Origin of the sequence: Herbaspirillum sp. 1173 (genome assembly GCF_031455335.1) — a bacterium.
Classification (GTDB): domain Bacteria; phylum Pseudomonadota; class Gammaproteobacteria; order Burkholderiales; family Burkholderiaceae_D; genus Herbaspirillum; species Herbaspirillum huttiense.
Window position 1 is genome coordinate 25,439 of sequence record NZ_JAVDSP010000016.1, and the last position, 20,734, is coordinate 46,172.

The following is a 20,734-nucleotide window of genomic DNA, read 5'->3' on the forward strand; positions in this document are numbered from 1 at the left end:
AAGAGAGCACATCAGGGCAGTACGTCCGTGAGTCAAGAGCACCGGGCGCATGTGGCTCGGGTGATTAGTTTGTTGCGGTCGCATGAGCGAGCCAGCGATGGTTGCTCAGGGAGTAATGACTGCGCTAGCTAAACCATTGCAAGACGTTTGGTGCAATGCAATTTGATGATGAGGAGAATTTGATGAACGTCAGAACAACCATTGACCAGCCATTGCATGCCGAAGGTATCCTTTCGCCTGGCATTTGGGCTGGTCGTGTTTTTCAAGGACGATGGGTACCATCCGAGCGAGAATTGATCGAGGTTCGCGAGCCTGCAACTGACCTGCCGCTCGGCACGGTCGGGAGCAGCACACCGGGATCCGTCCTCGACGCAGTTGATCGCGCAAAGTGTGCCCAACTTACGTGGCAGAGCGAGAGCCCTGAGGCTAGAGCGCGCATATTGCAACGCGCGGCCGCGCTCCTCCAGGACAATCACGACACGCTGATCGAATGGATCGTTCGTGAAACCGGCGGCCTGCGTGCGAAGGCAGAAACGGAACTGCAAGGCACGATCGGAGAATTGTTTCATTCTGCCGCGCTTTTCATCGAACCGGAGGGGCACGTCCTCCGTTCAGCAAATTCCGGACGTCTGAGTATTGCGCGCCGCGTGCCGCTCGGCGTAGTGGGTGTCATCACGCCGTGGAACTTTCCTCTGCTGCTGGCGATGCGATCGGTTGCGCCAGCTCTGGCACTCGGAAATGCAGTCGTGCTGAAGCCGGACCCGCAGACTCCGATTACCGGAGGGGTTGTGTTGGCACAGATTTTCGCCGAGGCCGGGCTGCCAGAAGGCGTTTTTCAGATCGTCAACGGCGGGGCTGATGTTGGGGAGGCGTTAGTAGGCGCGCCGGCGGTACGGCTTGTGACGTTCACGGGCTCGACGCGGGTAGGCCGTCGTGTAGGCGAGCTCGCGGGCCAACACGTCAAAAAGGTGTCACTGGAATTGGGAGGAAAAAGTCCGTTCATCGTGCTGGATGATGCCGATCTCGAAGCGGCCGCTTCGGCGGGCGCGTGGGCCTCGTTCCTGCACCAAGGACAGATCTGTATGGCCTCTGGGCGACATATTGTGCTGCGCAGCGTTGCAAAGACCTACCTTGAATTACTGCGCGATCACACCGAGCGCTTGGCCGTAGGCAACCCTTTCGAAGAGAATGTCGCCATTGGCCCAATCATCAACCGGCGGCAAATTGAGCGCATACATGAGCTCGTGACGTCAAGTGTCGCAAGCGGCGCAAAAATCATAACCGGCGGCACGTATGCGCATCCTTACTACCGTCCGACAGTGTTGTCCGGCGTAACTCCCGGAATGGCTGCTTATGAGCAGGAAATCTTCGGTCCGGTTGCGCCCGTCGTCATCGCAGAGAACGAAGAACACGCAATTCAGTTGGCTAACGATACGGAATACGGCCTTTCCGCCGCCGTACAAACGGCGTCGCTCGAGCGCGGGCTTCGTGTGGCGCAGCGCATACGAGCCGGGATGGTCCATATCAATGATCAAACCATTTCTGATCTGCCTGGCATCCCCATGGGGGGCATGGGCCAATCGGGCAACGGGTCACGCTTTGGCAGCACAACGAACGTCGACGAGTTTACTGAATGGCAGTGGATGACAATAGGCGCGACTCCTACTCGTTACGCGTTCTGAGCAGTTCAAGTGGCAGCGATGGCGCAGCGCGGGAAATCCACTCGGACGGTGTAGTGCGATTGCGAAGTTGAGCGAACTGTGTCAGGCCAATTGGGACCGAATTCATAGGTGTGAGACAGCTGGAAACTCACACATATCGCTCGGCCAAGCGTCACCACGAAGCGCTGTGACTTCTGCAACCAGGCCAGGACGCCTCTTAAACCATGCTTGCCCGAGTTGGCCCGTTCACGCCCGGCGAAGTAGGTTAGGCCAGGGGGGCTTTCGGTTGGCATATATGACGTCTGCTTTATTTTTCTTGGGTCCTTTATAAATGGCAATGAAGCAGCTGACCGGCTTGGCTTGGTTTATTCGAAAGCGGGAGCTGCCGCCTGCCACAAAAATGTCGACCTTCTTTCTTCAAGCCTAGGTCATCCGAATTGATGCTATGACCTAGGCTAGACCCAATCCCATTATCATGACCCAAGCCTCTTTTGATTCCCAAAATTTTCGCCGTGCCCTCGGCCGTTTCACTACCGGTGTAACTGTGGTTACTGCAGGCGGCAACGGGGCAACGCCGATCGGCATGACATGCAACAGCTTCACTTCCTTGTCTCTGGACCCGCCGCTAGTCCAATGGTCGATTGCGAACAGCTCTCGCAATTATCCGGCAATGTGCGTCGCGACCCACTTCGCTGTTCATGTGCTTGAAGCCGGACAGGGTGAGTTATGTCGTCAGTTTTCTGCCAGAGACATAGACCGATTTGCGAATGTCCCACTCGAAACGGGCCTGCATGGCCTTCCGCTTTTGCAGAATTATCACGCACGCTTTGAATGCGAAATGTATGCACGTTACGAAGCAGGCGACCACACAATTGTTGTGGGGCGAGTGCTTCGGCTGGCGCACAAGGAAGGTGAGCCGTTGATTTTCTATTGCGGCACCCTGCTGCGCGCGGTGTCGCTTGAACCGACAGGCAGCTGAGGGCTGATACGCAAATGCACGTTGGCAATAATGCGAAATATGGTTGCGCTGGACGGCGATTTCCAAAACGTTGGCGACGCTCGACAAACGCGAGGCGGTAGTGATGTTGTCCGTTGTCGAGGGCATGACAAAAAATCTGAAACTGGCTTGTCAGACGCATTTTCCCGTTGGGCTGCCAGTTCCAAAATGGTCTGCAATTCTGTAAGGCGCTGAAAGCTCTCTGGCTAAAATTGCCGGTATTATGTTTCTGAGAACGAGTGGAGAATACGATGCAAGGTCCACGATCGATCAGAAGAAGCCGCCCCTGAGAAAGCGACTCAAATCATGCAAACATACATCTGTCTGGGTGTTGGTTTTCTGGCGCTCCTACTGATGCTCATCATACCTTGGCGCTCTCTTGGCCGACGCGGGACTTTGCTACCCTCCGACATCGCCTTGCCTTTTGCACCGGCGTTATTCACCTTTCTCGGGCTGGCATTCTTGAATGATGCTACCGACGTGGGGTGGGGAGGCATTGTATATCCAGCCATTGCTATACTGCCTGGGGCTATCCTTCTCAATGCTAGGGCGTTCCTCTTGACGCGAACGTCTGTCTCGCCAGGGAAAATATCTGCAGGTTTGCTTGTCGCTGCGTCAGTGACAGCATTTCTCTTCGGCGGAATGCTTCCACCTTTGTACGGCTGAGCAGCCAATACCTTTTCCGTAATCGGCCAGAAGCAACCACCGCATATTTGGGGGATCGGCGAGGAATATGTCCTCGTTGATCCAGTCATTGTGCTTGGCGATACCCGTTTAAAAATGCATTCGCCGCATCTTTTGAAATCCTTTGCAGTTCTCTTGTTGTAGGTGCTTTTGTGGTTCCCCACATCAGGTTTTCGATCAAGTCGCCAGCGCAAATCCCTTTGAAATGCAGGGCCGCCACTTGGGCATCAGAGGCGGTGATCTTTCCACTTTCCATGCAGAGCGCCATCACTTCTGCGAGCGCATCGAGTGTGCGCTTGGGGCCATTCTCGAAGAAGATCCGCGCCAACTCCGGATAGCGCTTCGCTTCCCCGATGATGAGCCGGTCCAATGCAATCACATCCGGCCGCGACACCAGGCGCAGCAGCGCCAGGCCCAGGCGCTGCAAGATGTCCCGGGCGCTGTCCTCTTCCACGTAGACCTTGTTCAGCTCTTCCACTGCCCCCGCACCGGCTTGTACGACGAAGGCCTCGAACAATTCTTCCTTGCTCGAAAAATAGTTGTACAGCGTGACCTTGGACTTGCACGCCTCCGCTGCAATGGCCTCCATGGTTACGGCGGCATACCCTTGCTGGATGAACAGGTAGCCTGCAGCATCGATGAATTCATTGCGCTGTTCCACGGTCTTGACCCGCATCGCGATAGATCCTTTTCTTATATCTGAACGTATTCGTACATTTTATCACGGGCTGTGCTACCATCTTTTTAAATGAACGACATCGTTCATTATTGAGCTGAAGCCTGATCGATCACGGCTGCCCGCACTATCCGGTTCGCGTGCGGCAACGGTCCGGCGCGGACTCTTTCGCCTCCCCGGCGCATGACAATCAAGGAGACTACCGTGCAAGACAACGAAACATTGCCGCGCTACCAGCAAGGCTTTACCGGCCAATTCATCGGCGGGCAGTGGCGAGAAGGCAGTGCCGCCAGCCTGCTGCAAGACCATGATCCCTATACCGGTCAATTGCTGACCGAGATCCGCCAGGCATCCCTGGGTGACCTCGATGCCGCCTATGCCGCCGCTGCCCAGGCGCAGCAGGCGTGGGCGGCGGTGCTGCCGTCGGAGCGGGCGGCCTTGTTCCTGCGGGCCGCCACCATCATGGACCAGCGCCACGCCGAGATCGTGGACTGGCTGATCCGCGAATCCGGCAGCACCCGTATCAAGGCCGAAATCGAGTGGGCCGCTGTCAAGTCGGGCATGCTGGCCGCTACCGCCATGCCTGCGCGCGTGCATGGTCGCATCCTGCCCATCGATATTGCTGGTCGTGAAAGCCGGGTCTATCGGCGGCCGCTGGGCGTGGTTGGCGTCATCAGTCCGTGGAACTGGCCGATGCATCTATCGAACCGTTCCATTGCACCGGCATTGGCCGTGGGCAATGCAGTAGTGGTCAAGCCGGCTGACGACACTCCGGTCACGGGCGGCCTGCTGCTGGCCAAGATCTATGAAGAGGCCGGCTTGCCGCCCGGGCTGCTCAACGTCGTCATCGGTGCGGTCAGCGAGATTGGCGATGCCTTCACGCTGCACCCCACGCCCAAGTTCATTTCCTTTACTGGCTCGACCCGGGTCGGCCGCCACATCGGTGCGTTGGCCATGACCGGGCCGACAATAAAGCGTGTCGGATTGGAACTGGGCGGTAACGCGCCCTGCGTGGTACTGGACGATGCCGAGCTGGAGCGGGCGGTCGATGGCGCCATCCTTGGGCGCTTCCTGCACCAGGGTCAGATCTGCATGAGCAGCAATCGCATCATCGTCGACGCCAGCCTCTATTCGCGCTTCGTCGACGCCTTCGTCGAGAAGGCCAAGGCGCTCAAATGCGGCAATCCTCACGATCCCGATACCCTGATCGGCCCGCTGATCAACCAGCGTCAGCTGGACGCGGCACAGGGGCGTCTGGAGGCGGCCCGTAACGCCGGTCAGCGCCAGGTGCTGACCGGCCAGGCGCAGGGGCTGGTGTTGCCACCGCAGGTCTTCGTGGACGTGGCCAATGATTCGCCGCTGGCCCAGGCCGAGCAGTTCGCACCCATTGCGCCGCTGATCAAAGCTGCCGATGAGGCCGAGGCGCTGCGCCTGGCCAACCAGACCGAATTCGGCTTGTCGAGCTGCGTCTTTACCCGCGATGAGACGCGCGGCGTGCGTTTTGCACAAGGTGTGGAGGCGGGCATGACGCACGTCAATGCCATCTCTCCTTGCGACGATCCCAACAACATGTTCGGTGGCGAGAAAAACAGTGGCATCGGTCGCTTCAACAGCGACTGGATCGTCGCCGAGATGACCATGGAGCACTGGGTCAGCATCCAGTCGCCGCAGTCCCGGCAGCACTGAAGTTCCTCCCCTCTCCACAAGGAAGCCAGATCATGTCTCTACAATATCCCGCCACCCCTGAGTTCCAGGGTATCTATCGTCCCAGCCGGGTCGAGGCCAGCGTGCAGGCGCTGGAAGTCTCAGGCCAGCTGCCCGCCCAGCTGCAGGGCTGCTTCTACCAGGTCTCGCCCGATCCGGCCTATCCGCCGATGCTGGGCCAGGACATCTTTTTCAACGGCGACGGCATGGTCAGTGCCTTTCGCTTCGGCCAGGGGCAGGTGAGCCTGACCCGCCGCTACGTCCAGACCGAGCGGCTCAAGGCGCAGCGCCAGGCCGGGCGCTCGCTCAATGGCATCTACCGCAATGTCCATACCAATGCGCCCGAGGCGGCCCGCGACAACACCACGGCTAATACCACCGTGATCAAGCATGCCGGGGTACTGCTGGCGCTGAAGGAAGACAGCCTGCCCTATGCCATGGACCCGGTGACCCTGGACACCCTCGGGGTCTGGGATTTCCACGGCCAGGTGAAATCGGCGACCTTCACCGCCCATCCCAAGATTTGTCCGCAGACCGGGAGCATGCTGTGCTTCGCCTACGAGGCCAAGGGCGACGGCACCCCCGACATCGCCTATTACGAGATCGATGCGGCCGGCAAGCTCACCCGCGAAACCTGGTTCCAGGCGCCTTACGCGGCCATGATCCATGATTTCGCGGTGACGGAAAATTACGTGATCTTCCCCATCATCCCCCTGACCGTGGACGTGGAGAGGATGAAGCGTGGCGGCCAGCACTTCCAGTGGCAACCCGATCTGCCGCAACTGTTCGGCGTGCTGCCGCGCGATGGCAAGGCCAGCGATGTGCGCTGGTTCCATGGTCCGGCCGACGGCTTCCAGGGCCATACGCTCAACGCCTATGAGCAGGGCCGCAAGCTGATCCTGGACATGCCCGTCACCAGCGGCAACGTGTTCTATTTCTTCCCGCAGGCCGACGGTTTCGTCCCTTCCCCGGAGACGCTCAAATCCAGCCTGGCGCGCTGGACCTTTGACCTGGATGCCGACAGCGATCAGGTCCTGCCCGAACCGCTGACCACGTTCCCCTGCGAGTTCCCGCGTTGCGACGAACGCTACAGCGGCCATCCCTACCAGCATGGCTTCATGCTGGCCTTCGATCCGACGCTACCCTTTGATGCCGCCACGCTGGGCGCGCCGCCGTTCCAGTTCTTCAACCAGCTGGCCCACGTCAACGTACGCACCGGGGAGACCCGTACCTGGTTTGCGGGGGATGCGCACTGCTTCCAGGAACCGGTCTTCGTGCCGCGCAGCGCCGACGCGACCGAGGGCGACGGCTTCCTGCTGAGCCTGCTCAATCACCTGCGCAGCGGCGCGGCCGAGCTGGTGATCCTGGATACGCGCGATCTGTCTGCCGGACCGGTGGCGCGGGTCCAGATTCCCTTGCGCATGCGCATGTCCCTGCATGGCAACTGGTCCCCAGACTGAGGTTCATGGCGCAGCGGCGGACAGGTTCACACCTGTCCGCCGCTGTTTCAACCGGTCGCCTACCTCCGCGCGTCAGTCGGTGCAGGGTGTCTCGGCGCGGCGATTGAAGACGATGGCCAGCCCGGCGATCACCGCCGGGGTGATGCCCATCAGGAAGATATGCTTCACGTCCATCTGCCATCCCAGCATCAGGCTGCCGGCCAGCGGTCCGCAGATCGATCCGATGCGGCCGATACCCAGTGCGAATCCAACCCCGGTGGCGCGCATGGCGGTCGGATAGATTTCGGTGGCCAGCACGTTCAGTCCTGCCTGTGCACCCTGGATCACCACGCCCATCAGGCCGCTGGCCACGATCACGTTCCATTCCGATTGCGGCCAGTTGGCCAGGCCCAGGGCCAGCAAGGCATACAGCGCCAGTTCCAGCACCAGGGTGCGGCGCACGCCCAGCGCATTCATCAGCCAGCCCTGCAACAGGCTACCGAGGACTCCGCCGGCACTGAAGCAGGAGATGGCGGTAATGCCCACGGTGACCGGATGATGCGCGCCCATGAGCACGGCCGGCATCCAGCTGACGATGAAATACAGCACCACCAGGTTCATGAAGTAGGGGGTCCACAGCAATACCGTGTCCTTCCAGCGGCCATGGCGAAACAGCTCGGCCACGGGCACGCCCGGCGCCTGGGGCGGCGGTGCCGCCAGGTCCTGATCGGCGCCGAGTTCCGGCGCGATACGGCGCATCAGCGCCTGCAGGCGGGCGCGGTGTTTGCCGCGTACCAGCAGGAAGCGCGCCGACTCGGGCATGAACACCAGCGCAAACAGCGCCACCGCGATGGGCAATGCGCCGCCGACGATGAATACCGCGTGCCAGCCATGCGAAGGCAGCAGCAGCGAAGTGACGATGCCGCCCAGTACCGCCCCCAGCGGCATGCCGCACATCAGGGTGGCGACGATCACGCGTGCATGGCGGCGCGGGGAATACTCGGACGCCAGCGCCAGCGCATTGGGCAGCGCACCCCCCAGGCCGATGCCGGTCAGGAAGCGCAACAGCAGCAGATCATCATGGCTGGCCGCCAGCGCGGTCAGCAGCGACATGCTGCCAAAGGCCAGGGTGGAAGCGATCACCATGGTCTTGCGGCCGAAGCGGTCGGCCAGCGGGCCCAGGATCATCGCACCCACCAGCATGCCCAGCAGTCCCGCGCTGAAGATGGGGCCGAAGCGGGCCATGGGGATGCCCAGTTCGCGCGACATGGCCGGGGCCAGCATGCCGATGGTCTGGGTATCGAAGCCGTCCAGCACGGCGATCAGGATGCAGGTACCGATGGCGCTCCATTGCACCATGCCGACAGGGCGCGCGTCGATGACCTCGCTGACCTGGATGGGGGTAGCGGATTGCATGTGTCTCTTCCTCTTCTTGTCGTGATTGTCGTTGTTGTCCTGGCGTGCGCTGCGCTCCCGGGGAGGGCAGCGGCGCAGGCGGCCGACGGCCTGCCGCAAAAGCGGCGGCCATCGCGAGGCAGTCTAGGAGTTTGACTTTTATCAATCAATACGCCCATGCTGATACTTTTCATCAGCAATATTGATAAAGGCCATGGACAATCTCGACCTCCGGCAGCTGCGCATCTTTCTCGAAATCTACAAGACCCAGAGCATTTCCCAGGCGGCTGCCAGCCTGGGCCTGGGGCAGCCGGCAGTCAGCATGGCGCTGGCCAAGCTGCGCGAACACTATGGCGATCCGCTGTTTTCGCGCACCTCCGGCGGCATGCTGCCGACCCCGCTGGCCGAGCAGATCGTGGGGCCGATGCGGCTGGCGCTCAGTACCCTGACCTCGACCTTGCAACACCGCGTGAGCTTCGACCCGGCGCGCTCGGACCGGCTGTTCCGCCTGTGCATCACCGACATCGGCCAGCGCGTCATCATTCCCCGGCTCCTGGCGCACCTGAAGCAAGCCGCACCGGCCATCCGCATGGAACTCAGCTACGTGTCCGAGCGCACCAGCAAGGATCTGGAATCGGGCCAGATCGACCTGGCGCTGGGCTACATCAGCGGTCTTGATGCCGGTTTCTACCAGCAGGCCTTGTTCACCGAACGCTTCATCTGCATGGTCAGCCGCGATCATCCGCGCATCCGCAGGGGGCGCATGTCGCTGCGCGACTTCGAGCGGGAGCGGCATCTGGTCATCTCCACCCAGGGCACCGGCCATCACATGATCGACCGCAAGATCGAGGAAGAGCTGGGCATCCAGCGCAAGGTGGGACTGCGCATTCCCAACTACCTGGGTGTGGTCTCCAGCATCATCGATTCGGATTACCTGGCCCTGGTGCCGGAACGCTTCGGCCGCATCGTTTCCCACCACAATCCGGTGCGGCTGGTGGAGTTGCCCTTCCGGCTGGAACCTTACCGCGTCATGCAGCACTGGCATGGGCGCTACGCCAACGATCCCGGCCTCCGATGGTTGCGGCAGATCATCGCGCGCTTGTTCGGGGATGCGGGCGGCGCCGGGCCGCATGGTGAATAAAATTAAACACAAATCTCTTATTTGGATTTTTTGATATGTAACTACTACAAAAATTATCTTATTTTGATAATTGTGTTTACTTCTTCGCGTTGACGGGATTAAGATCGGGTCCTCGAACAACAAAGGAGATGTCATGAAATTCGCGAGTTTTCGCCATCAGGGCAAGGACAGTTTCGGCCTCGTCACGGGCGAGCAGGTGATCGATCTGGGCCATGCCGGTGCCGGCAGCCTGAAGCAGTACCTGGCCCGGGGCGGCGCAGCGCGCGCGCAGCAGGACGCCGAACAGGGACGGGCGCTGGCCATTGCGGAAGTGCAATTCCTGCCGGTCATTCCCGATCCTGAAAAGATCCTGTGCGTGGGCATCAACTACCTGTCGCACGTCAAGGAAACCGGACGCGAACTGCCCAAGCACCCGATGATCTTCGCCCGTTTTGCCGACTCGCAGACCGGCCACCTGCAGCCCATCATCCGTCCGCATGCGTCGGAAAAGCTCGATTTCGAAGGGGAGCTGGCCGTGGTCATCGGCCGCAGGGCACGTCACGTCAAGGCTGCCGAAGCCCTGGACTATGTGGCCGGTTACGCCTGCTACAACGATGGCAGCGTGCGCGACTGGCAAAAGCACACCATCCAGTTCATCCCCGGCAAGAACTTCCCGCAGACCGGCGGCTTCGGCCCCTGGCTGGTCACGCCTGACGAAGCGGGCGATCCCTCGCAACTGAGCCTGGTGACCCGGCTCAACGGCACCGTCGTGCAGGAAGCCCGCACCGATGACCTGATCTTCCCCATCCCGGCGCTCATCGAATACTGCAGCACCTTCACCGAGCTCAATCCGGGCGACGTCATCATCACCGGCACCACCGGTGGCGTGGGTGCCTTCCGTGAACCGCCGCTGTGGATGAAGCCCGGCGATGTGGTCGAGGTCGAGATCTCCGGCCTGGGCAAGCTGGTCAATCCGGTCGCCCAGGAAGCCTGAGCGGGAGCCTGCGTCCTGACCCTGTGGCGATGAAAGCGCCGGGGCAGGGCGCCTTGGAAGAGAGAGACACCCATGACAGACCAACAGACGCACAGCGTCGATATCCTCATCGTCGGGGCTGGCCCGACCGGCCTGACGCTGGCCAACATCCTGGGCCAGGCCGGCATCCGCACCCTCATCATCGACCGCAAGCCATCGACCGTGGCCGAGCCGCGCGCAGTCTCCATCGATGATGAATCCTTGCGCACCATGCAATTCATCGGACTGGACCAGCCGGTGCTGAAGGACGTAGTGCTGGGATACGGCGTGCATTATTTCACCCGCCCTGGCGGCCACTGTTTCGGCAAGGTCGAGCCGACCCGCAGCGAGTATGGTTTCCCGCGCCGCAACGCCTTCCGCCAGCCGCTCTTCGAGGCCACGCTGCGCGAGGGTGCGCAGCGTTTCACTGCGCTGGACATGCGCTTCGGGCACGAGCTGGAGTCCTTCCTGCAAACTGACGGGCAGGTAGAGGCACTGATCCGCGACGCCGCCGGCCAGCCACTGAAGGTCAGCGCGCGCTATCTGGTGGCCTGCGACGGTGGCCGCAGTCCGGTGCGCACCCTGCTCGACATCCCCATGTCGGGCACCACCTTCAAGTCGCGCTGGATCGTGCTCGATACCGAGAACGATGACGATCCCTTCTGGCAGACCCGCGTCTATTGCGATGCCGGCCGTCCCATCGTGGAAGTGCCGGGGCCGCATCGCACGCGCCGTTTCGAGGTGATGATCCATCCGCATGAAGATGCCGATGCCATGCTCCAGGACGAGCGCATCCGCGAATTCCTGCGGCCCTTCCGGGGCGACAAGCCCACCACCATCGTGCGCAAGGTGGTCTATACCTTCCACGCCCGCATGGCCGAACGCTGGCGCATCGGCAACGTCTTCCTGGCCGGCGACGCCGCCCACCTGACGCCGCCCTATGCGGGCCAGGGCATGAACAGCGGCATTCGCGATGCCCACAACCTGGGCTGGAAACTGGCCGAGGTGATCGCCGGGCGCCTGCCCGATGCCGCTTTGGATTCCTATGAAGCCGAGCGCCGTCCGCATGCCTGGGCACTCATCAAGCTGGCCCTGAACCTGGGTGAAGTGATGGCGCCGCGCAGCCGCTGGCATGCCGCCGCCATCAGCGGTTTCTTCCGGCTGGTGGCGCATGTGCCGCCGCTGCGCGACTACTTCCTGCAGATGAAATTCAAGCCCAAGCCGCGCTATCACCGTGGCCTGCTGATCGGCCAGGGCAAGGCGGGTGCCCAGGCGCTGGTCGGCACCATGAGCCCGCAGCCGAGGCTGCAGGCGGCAGACGGCAGCATCGTGCGGCTCGACGATGTGGTGGGTCCACGCTATGCCTTGCTGGCCTTTGGTGCGCAAGCGGCGCAGTGGCTGGCCGGTTTGCAGGCACCCCTGTGGGAGGCCCTCGGTGTGCGCCGCATCGCCATTCTGCCGCGCCAGGCCGCTGCGCCCACCGATATCGCGGGCGTGCTCCAGTGTGTGGACGCGGAGGACCAAGCCCTGGCCTTCTTCAAGTCCTTGGGGCAATCCATCGTGCTGGTCCGTCCGGACCGCTACGTCGCCGGCAGTTTTACCGTTGCCCAGGAAGCTGGCTTCGCCCAGGCCTGCATGGATTGCTTCGGCCTGCGCCCGGCCCCGGCCGCCATCCCCGCTCGTGCAGATGGCATTGCCGACACAAGCGCCCTGGCCCGTCCCACCGCCTGAACCGAATGAGGAAACCCGACATGAGAATGCAATCCCACAGCCCGGCCCAGCTGCACCACCTGCACATCACCAGCCCGGATCCGGATGCGCTGGCGCGCTTCTACAGCCAGAACATGGACCTGCAAGCCAGCCTTGAACAGGACCGCCACGTCTTGCGCGGCGGCAGCCGTGCCGCCGTGATTTCGTCCGGACCGGCCGGCCTGCTGTATCCCGCCTATGTCCTGCGCGACGCCGCCGCCCTGGACGCTCTGGCCACGCGGCTGGCGCGCAATGGCGTGGCCATGCAAGGCATCGATGATCCCCTGCTGCAAGCCGGCGCCTTCAGCATCGCCGATCCGCAAGGCCGCCTGACCGTCTACGGCCTGGCACGCGCACCGCGCCAGGCCGATGCCATGCCGGCGCGCCTGCAGCACGCCGTGTTCCAGACCACCCAGCTCGATGAAGTGGTGCGTTTCTACGTCGAACAGGTGGGCTTCACCGTCTCCGACGAGGGCATCGATGAAGAGAGCGGGCGCGTCATGGTGGTCTTCCTGCGCTCGGATGACGAGCATCATTCGCTAGCCTTCTTCCGCGGATCGCGCAACGAATGGGATCATCATTGCTACGAGACCGATGAATGGAATAACATTCGCGACTGGGGCGATCGCTTCGCGCGCTTGAGGATTCCGATCTTCTTCGGGCCGGGTCGTCATGGACCAGGCAACAACCTGTTCTTCATGGTCACCGATCCGGATGGCAACCGACTGGAAATTTCGGCCGAGCTCGATCGCGTCGCCATCGACGCCACGCCCGGCGTCTGGCCCCACAATGAATACACCCTCAATTCGTGGGGCCGCGCCTGGATCCGGACCTGAGCGCCGGCCCGGCAAGACCGACAGGAAACCCATGGCAACCGACCGATCGCTGAGCGTACTGCGCCTGTTCACGCTGGAGACGCCAGCCTGGACCGTGGAGCAGATAGCCCGCACGCTGGAGGTGTCCATGAGTACCGCCTACCGCTACGTGCTGGCGCTGGAAGAGGTCGGCCTGGTCGCCGCCAGCGGTGGCGGCTACTACATCCTGGGCCCGGCCATCCTGCAGCTGGATCGCCAGATCCAGCTGACCGATCCGCTGCTGCTGAGTGCGCGCCCGGTGATGAACCGCCTGGCCGGTTATGCACCGGACGGCTCGGTGGTGCTGCTGTGCCGTGCCTTTGCCGATACCGTGCTGTGCATCCACCAGGTGCATACCAAGGGGCCGCAATCGCTGATCAGCTACGAGCGCGGCCGGCCGATGCCGCTGTTGCGCGGCGCGACCTCGCGCATCATCCTGGCGCATGAACCAACGCGCCGCTTGAAGCGGCTCTACGAACGCCACCAGGAAGAGTTGCGCAGCAGCGGCATGGCCGACTCCTGGGAACAGTTCCGCAGCCAGCAGTCGCAACTGCGCAAGACCGGTTATGCGGTGTCCTTCGGCGAGATCGATCCGGACCGCATCGGTATCGCCGTGGCACTGCTGGGCGAAGCACGACAGCCCATCGGCAGCCTCAGCTTCGTGCTGCCGGGCAGTGCCGGGCAGGAGCACATTCCCATCCTGGCCAGTGTCTTGGCTACCGGCAGCCGGGATATTGCCGCAGGTATGCAGGGCGGCGGAGAGGACGAGGCCAGACGCGCAAGCGCCTGAGCCGACATGACCTGTTGCCCGGCGAGGCCGCAGGCGAAAAAAAAAGAGCAATGCACGCGTGAGCTGCCTCATGCAGCCGCGAAGACGCTAGCCAAGGAGATCAGCATGGCAAAACTGGCCGTCGTCGTGACCGACGACATCGCCCAAGTCGACCGCAGCCAGGTCTGGAAAACCTGGCTCAGTACCTATGTGGCGCGTGATCCGGAAGATCTGGCAACGTCCGGCATCAGCTTCAGTCCCGGCGATTGGCTGGGCTTTCGTGGCTGCATCGAATATGGCGACCTGGGCGACGCCAGCCTGTGCCGGGTGCGCAGCGATGCCTGCCGTTACGTGCGCCAGCCTGCCAAGACGCAGGATGCTCCGGGTACGGCCATGATCGTCCTGCAGACACGCGGCACCAGTGTGTTTCGCCAAGGCCGGCGGCAGGATGTCTTGCGACCCGGCGACTGGAGTGTCTACGACACCACGCGCGCCTTTTCCATTGCCAGCGAAGGGGAGGGAGAGCATCTGGTCCTGCTGCATCCGCGCTCGGCCGAACCACCCCTGCAAGCGGCCTTGGGCCAACTTGCTGCGCGCAGCTTCGGCCGCACCGGCATTGAACGCATGGTGCGAGAACAGATCACCAGTGCCTTCCGCGAATGCCACACCATGCCCCTGCGCTCGGGCAATGTGGTGGCCAACAGCATCCTGCAACTGGTGGCCTCGGCCCTGGAAGCCAGCAACGACCATCCTGGCGGCGCGGCCATGGGACTGCGCCAGCGCATCGTGCAATTCATCGATGAGCACCTGGGCGACGAGCACCTCACGGTGGCGCGCATCGCCGAGGAATTCGGTTATTCCAGCCGGCAGATCCATCGCATGTTCAGCGACGAGACCGGCATGACGGTGGCCCAGACTCTGTGGCAGAGGCGGCTGGCACAGAGTCTGAAGGATTTGCGGGATAGCGAGCAGGCCGGCTGCACCATCACCGAGATCGCTTTCCGCTGGGGCTTCAGCAATGCGGCGCACTTCAGCCATGCGTTCAAGCAGGCCTATGGTCTCAGTCCGCGCGAGTGCAGGGTGGCTGCACGCTGTTGAACGCGCTTGTGTCGTTTTACCGGAATGGTTCGGCCCGCTTTGGCGGGCCGTTCGCTTTTCTGCGTGGTGTTTTCTTTGCTTGCCGCGACTTCGCTAATGCACAGGTCACTTTGAGCAAAGAGCGCGTCGCTTACGCAAAAGAGCCGCTACGGCATTGCTTCTACACTTGTGCCGAACTTGATCAGACCGCTTGAGAGCACTGCCCTGATAAGGCTGGCAAAGCGGCTGCGGGTTTCACCATAACAAGACAAGACAGCGATCCGCAGATCGCTCCATACCGGAGACAACCATGCAAGTGCCATCGGGAAAGCACCGTGCTTTCCGTCATCTCATCCCCATCACCCTCTTCGGTGCCAGCCTGGCCCTGGGGGCCGATCATGCGCTGGCGCAGGTCAGCGGCATTGCACCTACGGTATCGCAGCCGCAGGGACTGAACCTGGGTGAAACCAGTTTCATGGATGGTTTTTCGCGCACCGACCCGGGCTGGGCCTACCTGCCCGCGCTACGTTACGCCAACGGCAACGCCATCAAGGATAGTAGTGGACGCGACTCGGCCGCCTTCAAGGATCCTCGCATCGACTCCCTCACGCTGATCAACCACCTGTCTTATACCTCGCCCATTCGGATCGGCAACGCCACGCTCGGCCTGAACGCTCTTCTGCCGGTAGTTTCCCTGGATGGGCGGTTTGGCCAGCCAGGGGCCACCTTGACCGGTGGCGGGACCAGCATCGGCGATATGACTATTAGCCCATCTCTGCAATTCGATCCCGTGATGGGAGCGGCCGGGCCGCTTTACTCGCAGCGTCTGGAGTTCTCCTTCCTGCTTCCTACGGGACACTATAACCGCAACAATGACCTCAATCAGGGGGCCGGCTATTACTCTATCAATCCCTTCTGGGCCGCCACGCTGCTGCCCACGCCGCGCTGGGAAATCAGCTGGCGCCTGCACTATCTCTACAACTTCAAGAACACCCAGCCAGCCGGCAGCGCCCCGCTTGCCTACCAGGGCCAGGCCGTGCGCGACACCCAGGCCGGGCAGGCAGCTTGGATCAATCTGTCCACTTCCTATGAAGTGATGCGCGACGTGCGGCTGGGCGTGAACAGCTACTACTTCAAGCAGCTCACCGACAGCAAGACCAATGGCACGGATATGGCCGATTCGCGCGAGCAAGTGCTTGGTGTGGGTCTTGGCGCAATGTTCACCATCCATCGCGGTGACAAGCGCGATGCCTTGTGGATCAACAGCTACACCGAAAGCCACGTGCGCAACCGCACCCGCAACAGCCTGGTCTTGCAGGCGCGTTACGCCTACGAGTTCTGAGTCCGGCTACTACAGGAGAACATGATGAGCCAGCAATACAAGACAGAGGCAAGCCACAACGTCGACAGCGGCAAGACGCTGGGCCTGTTGGGATTCCTGATGATGATCGGCGTGGGCACGCTGCAGATGCAACCGGTGTTGGGCGGCGCGTTGGTCGATCATTGGGGATTGAACCTGCAGCAGATGGGCATGCTGTTTGGGGCTGAATTGATCGCAATGGCCATCGGCTGCGGCAGTTCCGCGCTGGTGGTCAATCACTGGGACCGGCGCCGGCTGTGCCAGGGCGGCTTGTTGCTGCTGGCCGGCGGCAGTGCGCTCAGTGCCTTGCACGGTACTTACTGGCTGCTGTGCGCCTCGCGCGCAGTTGCGGGTTTCGGCGGCGGTGTTTCGCAAACGGTGGTCTATGCCACCAGTGCGCAGCGCCGCAATAAGGATCGGACCTATGCGGCCACCAACATCATGCTGCTGCTGTGGGGAGCGGTGTCGATTGGCGCTGCACCCTTGCTCATCTCGGCGGCCGGCGTGGGCGCGGTATTCCTGAGCTTCCCCCTGATGGCCTTGCCAGCCCTGGCGATGACACGCTTGATTCCGCGTCAGCCAGGCGAGGCGCGGAGTATTCAGCCTATGGTGGCACCACCGCTCAATCTGCGAACCACCTTGTTGCTGCTCTTGTTCGGCCTGCTGTTTGCCGGGCATGGCGTGCTTTGGGTCTACCAGGAGCGTATTGGTGTCTCCATCGGCCTGCCGGGCCCAGTGATTGGCGCGATTCTCGGACTGAGCACGTTGGCCGGCGCAGCTGGCGCGGCGATAGCCGGCATGTTAGGGAAGCGTCTGGGACATATGTCAGCACAGGTGATAGGCTTTGCCGGCTCTATTGCCGCCTCGCTAGCCATTGTCCATGGTCAAACACAACTGGTCTATGCTGCGTCAGCAGCGCTGATCATGGCGGTGTGGTTTTTTGGACTGACCTACCTGTTTGCCTTGTCAGCCGAATTCGACCCAACCGGACGCCTCACCAGCCTGGCAAATGCTGCCGTCTTTGTCGGCCAGGGGGTGGGTCCTGTGATGGCAGCAATGATCGTGAGCGGCAACAACTTCCGGATGGTTGGATGGCTCGCCGCAAGTATCTATGCGATCTCTCTGATTATTGCGCTCTACGTCACAGCAGATATAGCACTATCGACCCATCGCCCGCCCAGCAACTTTGAGCGCGAGCTAACCTGAATCATTGCTACCATCCCCCCAGTCACGGGCTTCCTTGCAATCACGTCGTACGCGGAGGGATGGTGAAGGTACGCAGAATGGTAACTTGCCACGCTGATTGACGCTATTCACGCGCGGTCATGAAGACGATCTTTGTATGCCTACAAGGCTGTCGATAGCGGCAGCGTCGCTAGTCGATGCAGGATCTCATTGCTCACCCTCGGCGAAACATCCATCTTACGCAAAGCTGAGGGCCAACTTTCCTTGGCTAAGGTCACTGTTTGCTTAACTGCGGTTTTCGCGATGCGCTGCGAGATGCCAGCAGCTTTTGCGATTGCAGCGTAAGTCTCATGTGTTTCCAGGCGCTGCTGCTTATCGATGGCCACATTCACGGCATATCCCCGGAAACTCGGAAAGGATGCCACGCATACGATGTCGTATGCCGGCGCAAGCTGCGGTAAACGACCATCTCGGTACAGCACGCTAACGTTTTTCAAGTGGGCATCCGAATTTCCAAGCAAGGTATTAACGGTTCGACGTATAAACAGCGCCCGGACATCCTCGATGCCCCGAGAGCTCAGACGATTCACTATCGCGAGCAAAGTGACGAAGCGGTCTTGGTTGGCATATTTTTGCGGCGGCATCAACGTCAGGAGCTGGCAAGCATCTTCCATGTGTATCGCACCATCAAGGCTGCGATCAAAGCGCTCTACCTTGAGGAACCGGGTGGCGGGGCCAAGCTCCTCAATCAAATCAGGTTGATCAATTATGGCCTTCATTGGCTCAGGTTGGCACTGTGCGACGTCGACACCGGCTAGTGCTGCCAACCGCATGCAGGCATATTCATTCATCACCTGGTCATCATCGTTGGGCGCTGGCAGCTTTGCGATGATGGTTGTCAACTGCCCTTCGGAGGGAAGGCAATACCCACACTTATGGTGAACTTGAGAGAGCGCTAGCTTGTCCTGCATGCCCGCAAGTGATGCCGCACCTTTGGCGGCGCCCTCTGGAACGCACACATTGAGCCCATCGGCGCCGCCGGTGGCGCCCAAAGCGAGTGCCGTTGGCGTCAGATGGTCGAGACGCGCGGGTACGACCCTGACCGCTCCAGGGAGATCCTCGCCGGCCAAGGCCAGCAGCCCGAAATCATCCATGTCTTCGGCATGCAGGCGCGTCGATGCGAGGCGACGTCGCAATGAGCCCTCAGGTAGCAAGCCAGCGAAGAATGGGGGGAGTTGCCCCCGTTCGCGGTAAATGGCGGGATCGAATTGATTGCCCAAGATACTTCGGCTCAAGTCGTCTGAACCTGGCGGGGTAATTGAAATAGATAGGGTCGGTCGCCTGGTGTTGGTTAAGTACTGCTCGGTGGCCACAAATCGAGTGATGCCGTCAGCCTCACATAGCCAGCCTGCATGCTGGTCCTGCAACCAAACTTCTTGATAGCGGACCGGCGTGGACTTTCTCACACTTCACCTCTCAGTATGCGTTCGGCGGCGGTCGGCACATCATCTGGTCCAATGACCTTGCCCGACATGAGGCGTAACACCTCAGGCAGCAGATGATTCGGCACCGCGACTAGACTGGTATTCATGGCGCCAGCTAAGGCATCCATCGTGCTTAAGCGAGAGTCACGTTTGCCGCTTAGCGTATCCGCACCTGCTTATCTTGGATGGAGTAGAAGACGGCGGCATGGAAGTTGAGCGTAGCTACAATTTCCAGAGAATCATTCGCGACCAATCGGCTCAGTCTAACGTTCTCCATCAAATCATCATGACCACGATGAATGTCTGCCCGGAGCTTGATACTGAAGAATACGTCGTTGGCCCAAAGTTTTCTCATGAACAGCGTTCGATAAGATTGCACTAGCGCTGTTTTGGCGAATTCCCCTATTGCCAAATATAGCCCGCGACTGCGGGCTTTTTTACGGCTGACGGCTTCTTTCTGGTGCAGTTCTATAATGCAATTCCCGCTGGCCGCGGCTCGTGGACGCCCAGTTCGGTTTGAGTTGGCCCGTCAAACCGGAACGAGCTGAGCAGCGCGGCGGCTAGCTGGGCAGAACGAGCAACAGAAGTCCGTTATTGGCCGGAAGCGGACGTTCAATGCGCCTCGGTTCTAAACAGATTCGTCTCACTCTTGAAGGCTGTAAGTAACACCGTGACCTTCAGGTAAAAGCTTGATGACGCTTTGTACGGCTTGCTCGGTCTTGGGCCCCCAATCCCGGCGCATGAGATAAGTCATGCCGTCGCACTCTAGTAGTCGCTTTTGATCTTTGAAATAGAGACGTTCGAGATTTAAACCGGCGGCCATAGCCCGTGGCCCTACCTGTCGGAAGAATTCATCTATGGAAAGCGATCCTTTCGCAGACACGAAGAGGTCCGACTTCCAAGGTATTGCTTCCTGAATCTGCTGAACTCCAACATTCAATTCGAGCGCGATCTTCACAACGTTAAATATTAAGTCTCGTTTACTCAAGGAATCGAAGTCTTTGAACGATGTGTGAAGAGAGTACTTTGCGAGATTGCGTGCAATCCGCTCGCTTTCAGCTATTCTTTCGACAGCCACCTTGTTTCTGACAGCGATTTGATACTCCTCCGCTCCAGGTAGCGGTATAAAGCGATCTACGTCGAGGAATACCTTGCCGTTGTTGCTGTATGGCGTCAGTCGGGCACACGAAATATTGAGGCCCCTGTCGTTGAGCCAAAGGACCGTCGATGTGATCTCCTTGTGGAACGTCGACGCGGCCAAAACTATGCGCACGGATTCGCCGAATTTCGCGTCGCTTTCAAGAAAGTCGGCAATCTTCTGTTCAGCCCCGTCGTCAGGCATCCCGCGAGAGATGAGATAGGTCTTGTACGTGACAATAGCCTGCGCAAGCGTCATTGTTGACACCATCGCAGCGTAGCGGAGCGCTTGCAGTTCCATGTGGCCTGCATCGTCCCGCTTTAGCTCAATAACCACCATGTTGAATTGCATTGAAATCTGACCCACTTTCTCAGGAAATTTGCATCCTAAGTTGACCCATGTTTAGACCACAATCCTGCTCATGACAGCG

The 20,734-nt window shown here is 60.7% G+C and carries 16 protein-coding genes; 12 read left to right on the forward strand and 4 right to left on the reverse strand.

Annotation, left to right across the window (positions count from 1 at the left end):
- Positions 1 to 182: 182 nt before the first annotated feature.
- Both J2X56_RS26720 and J2X56_RS26725 read left to right on the forward strand, forming a co-directional pair.
- Entirely contained in the window at positions 183 to 1,682 is a 1,500-nt protein-coding gene (locus J2X56_RS26720) for an aldehyde dehydrogenase family protein (RefSeq protein WP_310164221.1), read from the forward strand.
- A gap of 454 nt (positions 1,683 to 2,136) precedes the next feature.
- On the forward strand, positions 2,137 to 2,640 hold the full coding sequence (locus J2X56_RS26725) for a flavin reductase family protein (protein WP_310164181.1): 504 nt from the start codon (positions 2,137 to 2,139) through the stop codon (positions 2,638 to 2,640).
- Between the two features lie 769 nt (positions 2,641 to 3,409).
- Here J2X56_RS26725 and J2X56_RS26730 read toward each other — a convergent pair.
- On the reverse strand, positions 3,410 to 4,018 hold the full coding sequence (locus tag J2X56_RS26730) for a TetR/AcrR family transcriptional regulator (protein ID WP_310164183.1): 609 nt from the start codon (positions 4,016 to 4,018) through the stop codon (positions 3,410 to 3,412).
- Positions 4,019 to 4,222: 204 nt separating this feature from the next.
- Here J2X56_RS26730 and J2X56_RS26735 point away from each other — a divergent pair, with 204 nt between their 5' ends.
- Together J2X56_RS26735 and J2X56_RS26740 are read left to right on the forward strand one after the other, a co-directional pair.
- The gene (locus J2X56_RS26735; RefSeq protein WP_310164186.1) at positions 4,223 to 5,704 is read left to right on the forward strand and encodes an aldehyde dehydrogenase family protein; all 1,482 of its coding nucleotides are present in this window, start codon (positions 4,223 to 4,225) and stop codon (positions 5,702 to 5,704) included.
- Positions 5,705 to 5,736: 32 nt separating this feature from the next.
- Positions 5,737 to 7,182 (forward strand): carotenoid oxygenase family protein, encoded by a 1,446-nt coding sequence (locus J2X56_RS26740; RefSeq protein WP_310164189.1) that lies wholly within the window; start codon positions 5,737 to 5,739, stop codon positions 7,180 to 7,182.
- 72 nt (positions 7,183 to 7,254) lie between these two features.
- Here J2X56_RS26740 and J2X56_RS26745 read toward each other — a convergent pair whose 3' ends face one another.
- A complete protein-coding gene (locus tag J2X56_RS26745) occupies positions 7,255 to 8,577 on the reverse strand; it encodes an MFS transporter (protein ID WP_310164192.1) in 1,323 nt (440 codons plus the stop codon).
- A 193-nt stretch (positions 8,578 to 8,770) separates the two neighbouring features.
- Here J2X56_RS26745 and J2X56_RS26750 point away from each other — a divergent pair, with 193 nt between their 5' ends.
- The 8 genes from J2X56_RS26750 to J2X56_RS26785 all read left to right on the forward strand — a co-directional run bounded on the left by J2X56_RS26750 (position 8,771) and on the right by J2X56_RS26785 (position 17,703).
- A complete protein-coding gene (locus J2X56_RS26750) occupies positions 8,771 to 9,697 on the forward strand; it encodes a LysR family transcriptional regulator (RefSeq protein WP_310164195.1) in 927 nt (308 codons plus the stop codon).
- 133 nt (positions 9,698 to 9,830) lie between these two features.
- Positions 9,831 to 10,670 carry a fumarylacetoacetate hydrolase family protein gene (locus J2X56_RS26755; RefSeq protein ID WP_310164197.1) on the forward strand — a complete coding sequence of 280 codons (840 nt, stop codon included), beginning with the start codon at positions 9,831 to 9,833 and terminating at the stop codon, positions 10,668 to 10,670.
- 72 nt (positions 10,671 to 10,742) lie between these two features.
- Positions 10,743 to 12,419, forward strand: coding sequence for a bifunctional 3-(3-hydroxy-phenyl)propionate/3-hydroxycinnamic acid hydroxylase (locus J2X56_RS26760; protein WP_310164200.1), 1,677 nt, complete (start codon positions 10,743 to 10,745; stop codon positions 12,417 to 12,419).
- Positions 12,420 to 12,439: 20 nt separating this feature from the next.
- Positions 12,440 to 13,273, forward strand: coding sequence for a VOC family protein (locus tag J2X56_RS26765; protein ID WP_310164203.1), 834 nt, complete (start codon positions 12,440 to 12,442; stop codon positions 13,271 to 13,273).
- Between the two features lie 31 nt (positions 13,274 to 13,304).
- Positions 13,305 to 14,081, forward strand: a complete 777-nt coding sequence (locus J2X56_RS26770) for a helix-turn-helix domain-containing protein (protein ID WP_310164207.1) — start codon at positions 13,305 to 13,307, stop codon at positions 14,079 to 14,081.
- Between the two features lie 105 nt (positions 14,082 to 14,186).
- The gene (locus tag J2X56_RS26775) at positions 14,187 to 15,158 is read left to right on the forward strand and encodes a helix-turn-helix domain-containing protein (RefSeq protein ID WP_310164208.1); all 972 of its coding nucleotides are present in this window, start codon (positions 14,187 to 14,189) and stop codon (positions 15,156 to 15,158) included.
- Positions 15,159 to 15,447: 289 nt separating this feature from the next.
- On the forward strand, positions 15,448 to 16,479 hold the full coding sequence (locus J2X56_RS26780) for a transporter (protein ID WP_310164211.1): 1,032 nt from the start codon (positions 15,448 to 15,450) through the stop codon (positions 16,477 to 16,479).
- Positions 16,480 to 16,503: 24 nt separating this feature from the next.
- Positions 16,504 to 17,703 (forward strand): MFS transporter, encoded by a 1,200-nt coding sequence (locus J2X56_RS26785; RefSeq protein WP_310164213.1) that lies wholly within the window; start codon positions 16,504 to 16,506, stop codon positions 17,701 to 17,703.
- 140 nt (positions 17,704 to 17,843) lie between these two features.
- On the opposite strand, the gene J2X56_RS26790 is transcribed toward J2X56_RS26785, so the two are convergent.
- Together J2X56_RS26790 and J2X56_RS26795 are read right to left on the reverse strand one after the other, a co-directional pair.
- Positions 17,844 to 19,148, reverse strand: a complete 1,305-nt coding sequence (locus tag J2X56_RS26790) for a HipA domain-containing protein (RefSeq protein WP_310164216.1) — start codon at positions 19,146 to 19,148, stop codon at positions 17,844 to 17,846.
- A gap of 661 nt (positions 19,149 to 19,809) precedes the next feature.
- Positions 19,810 to 20,604 carry an oxidoreductase gene (locus J2X56_RS26795; protein WP_310164218.1) on the reverse strand — a complete coding sequence of 265 codons (795 nt, stop codon included), beginning with the start codon at positions 20,602 to 20,604 and terminating at the stop codon, positions 19,810 to 19,812.
- Between the last annotated feature and the right edge of the window lie 130 nt (positions 20,605 to 20,734).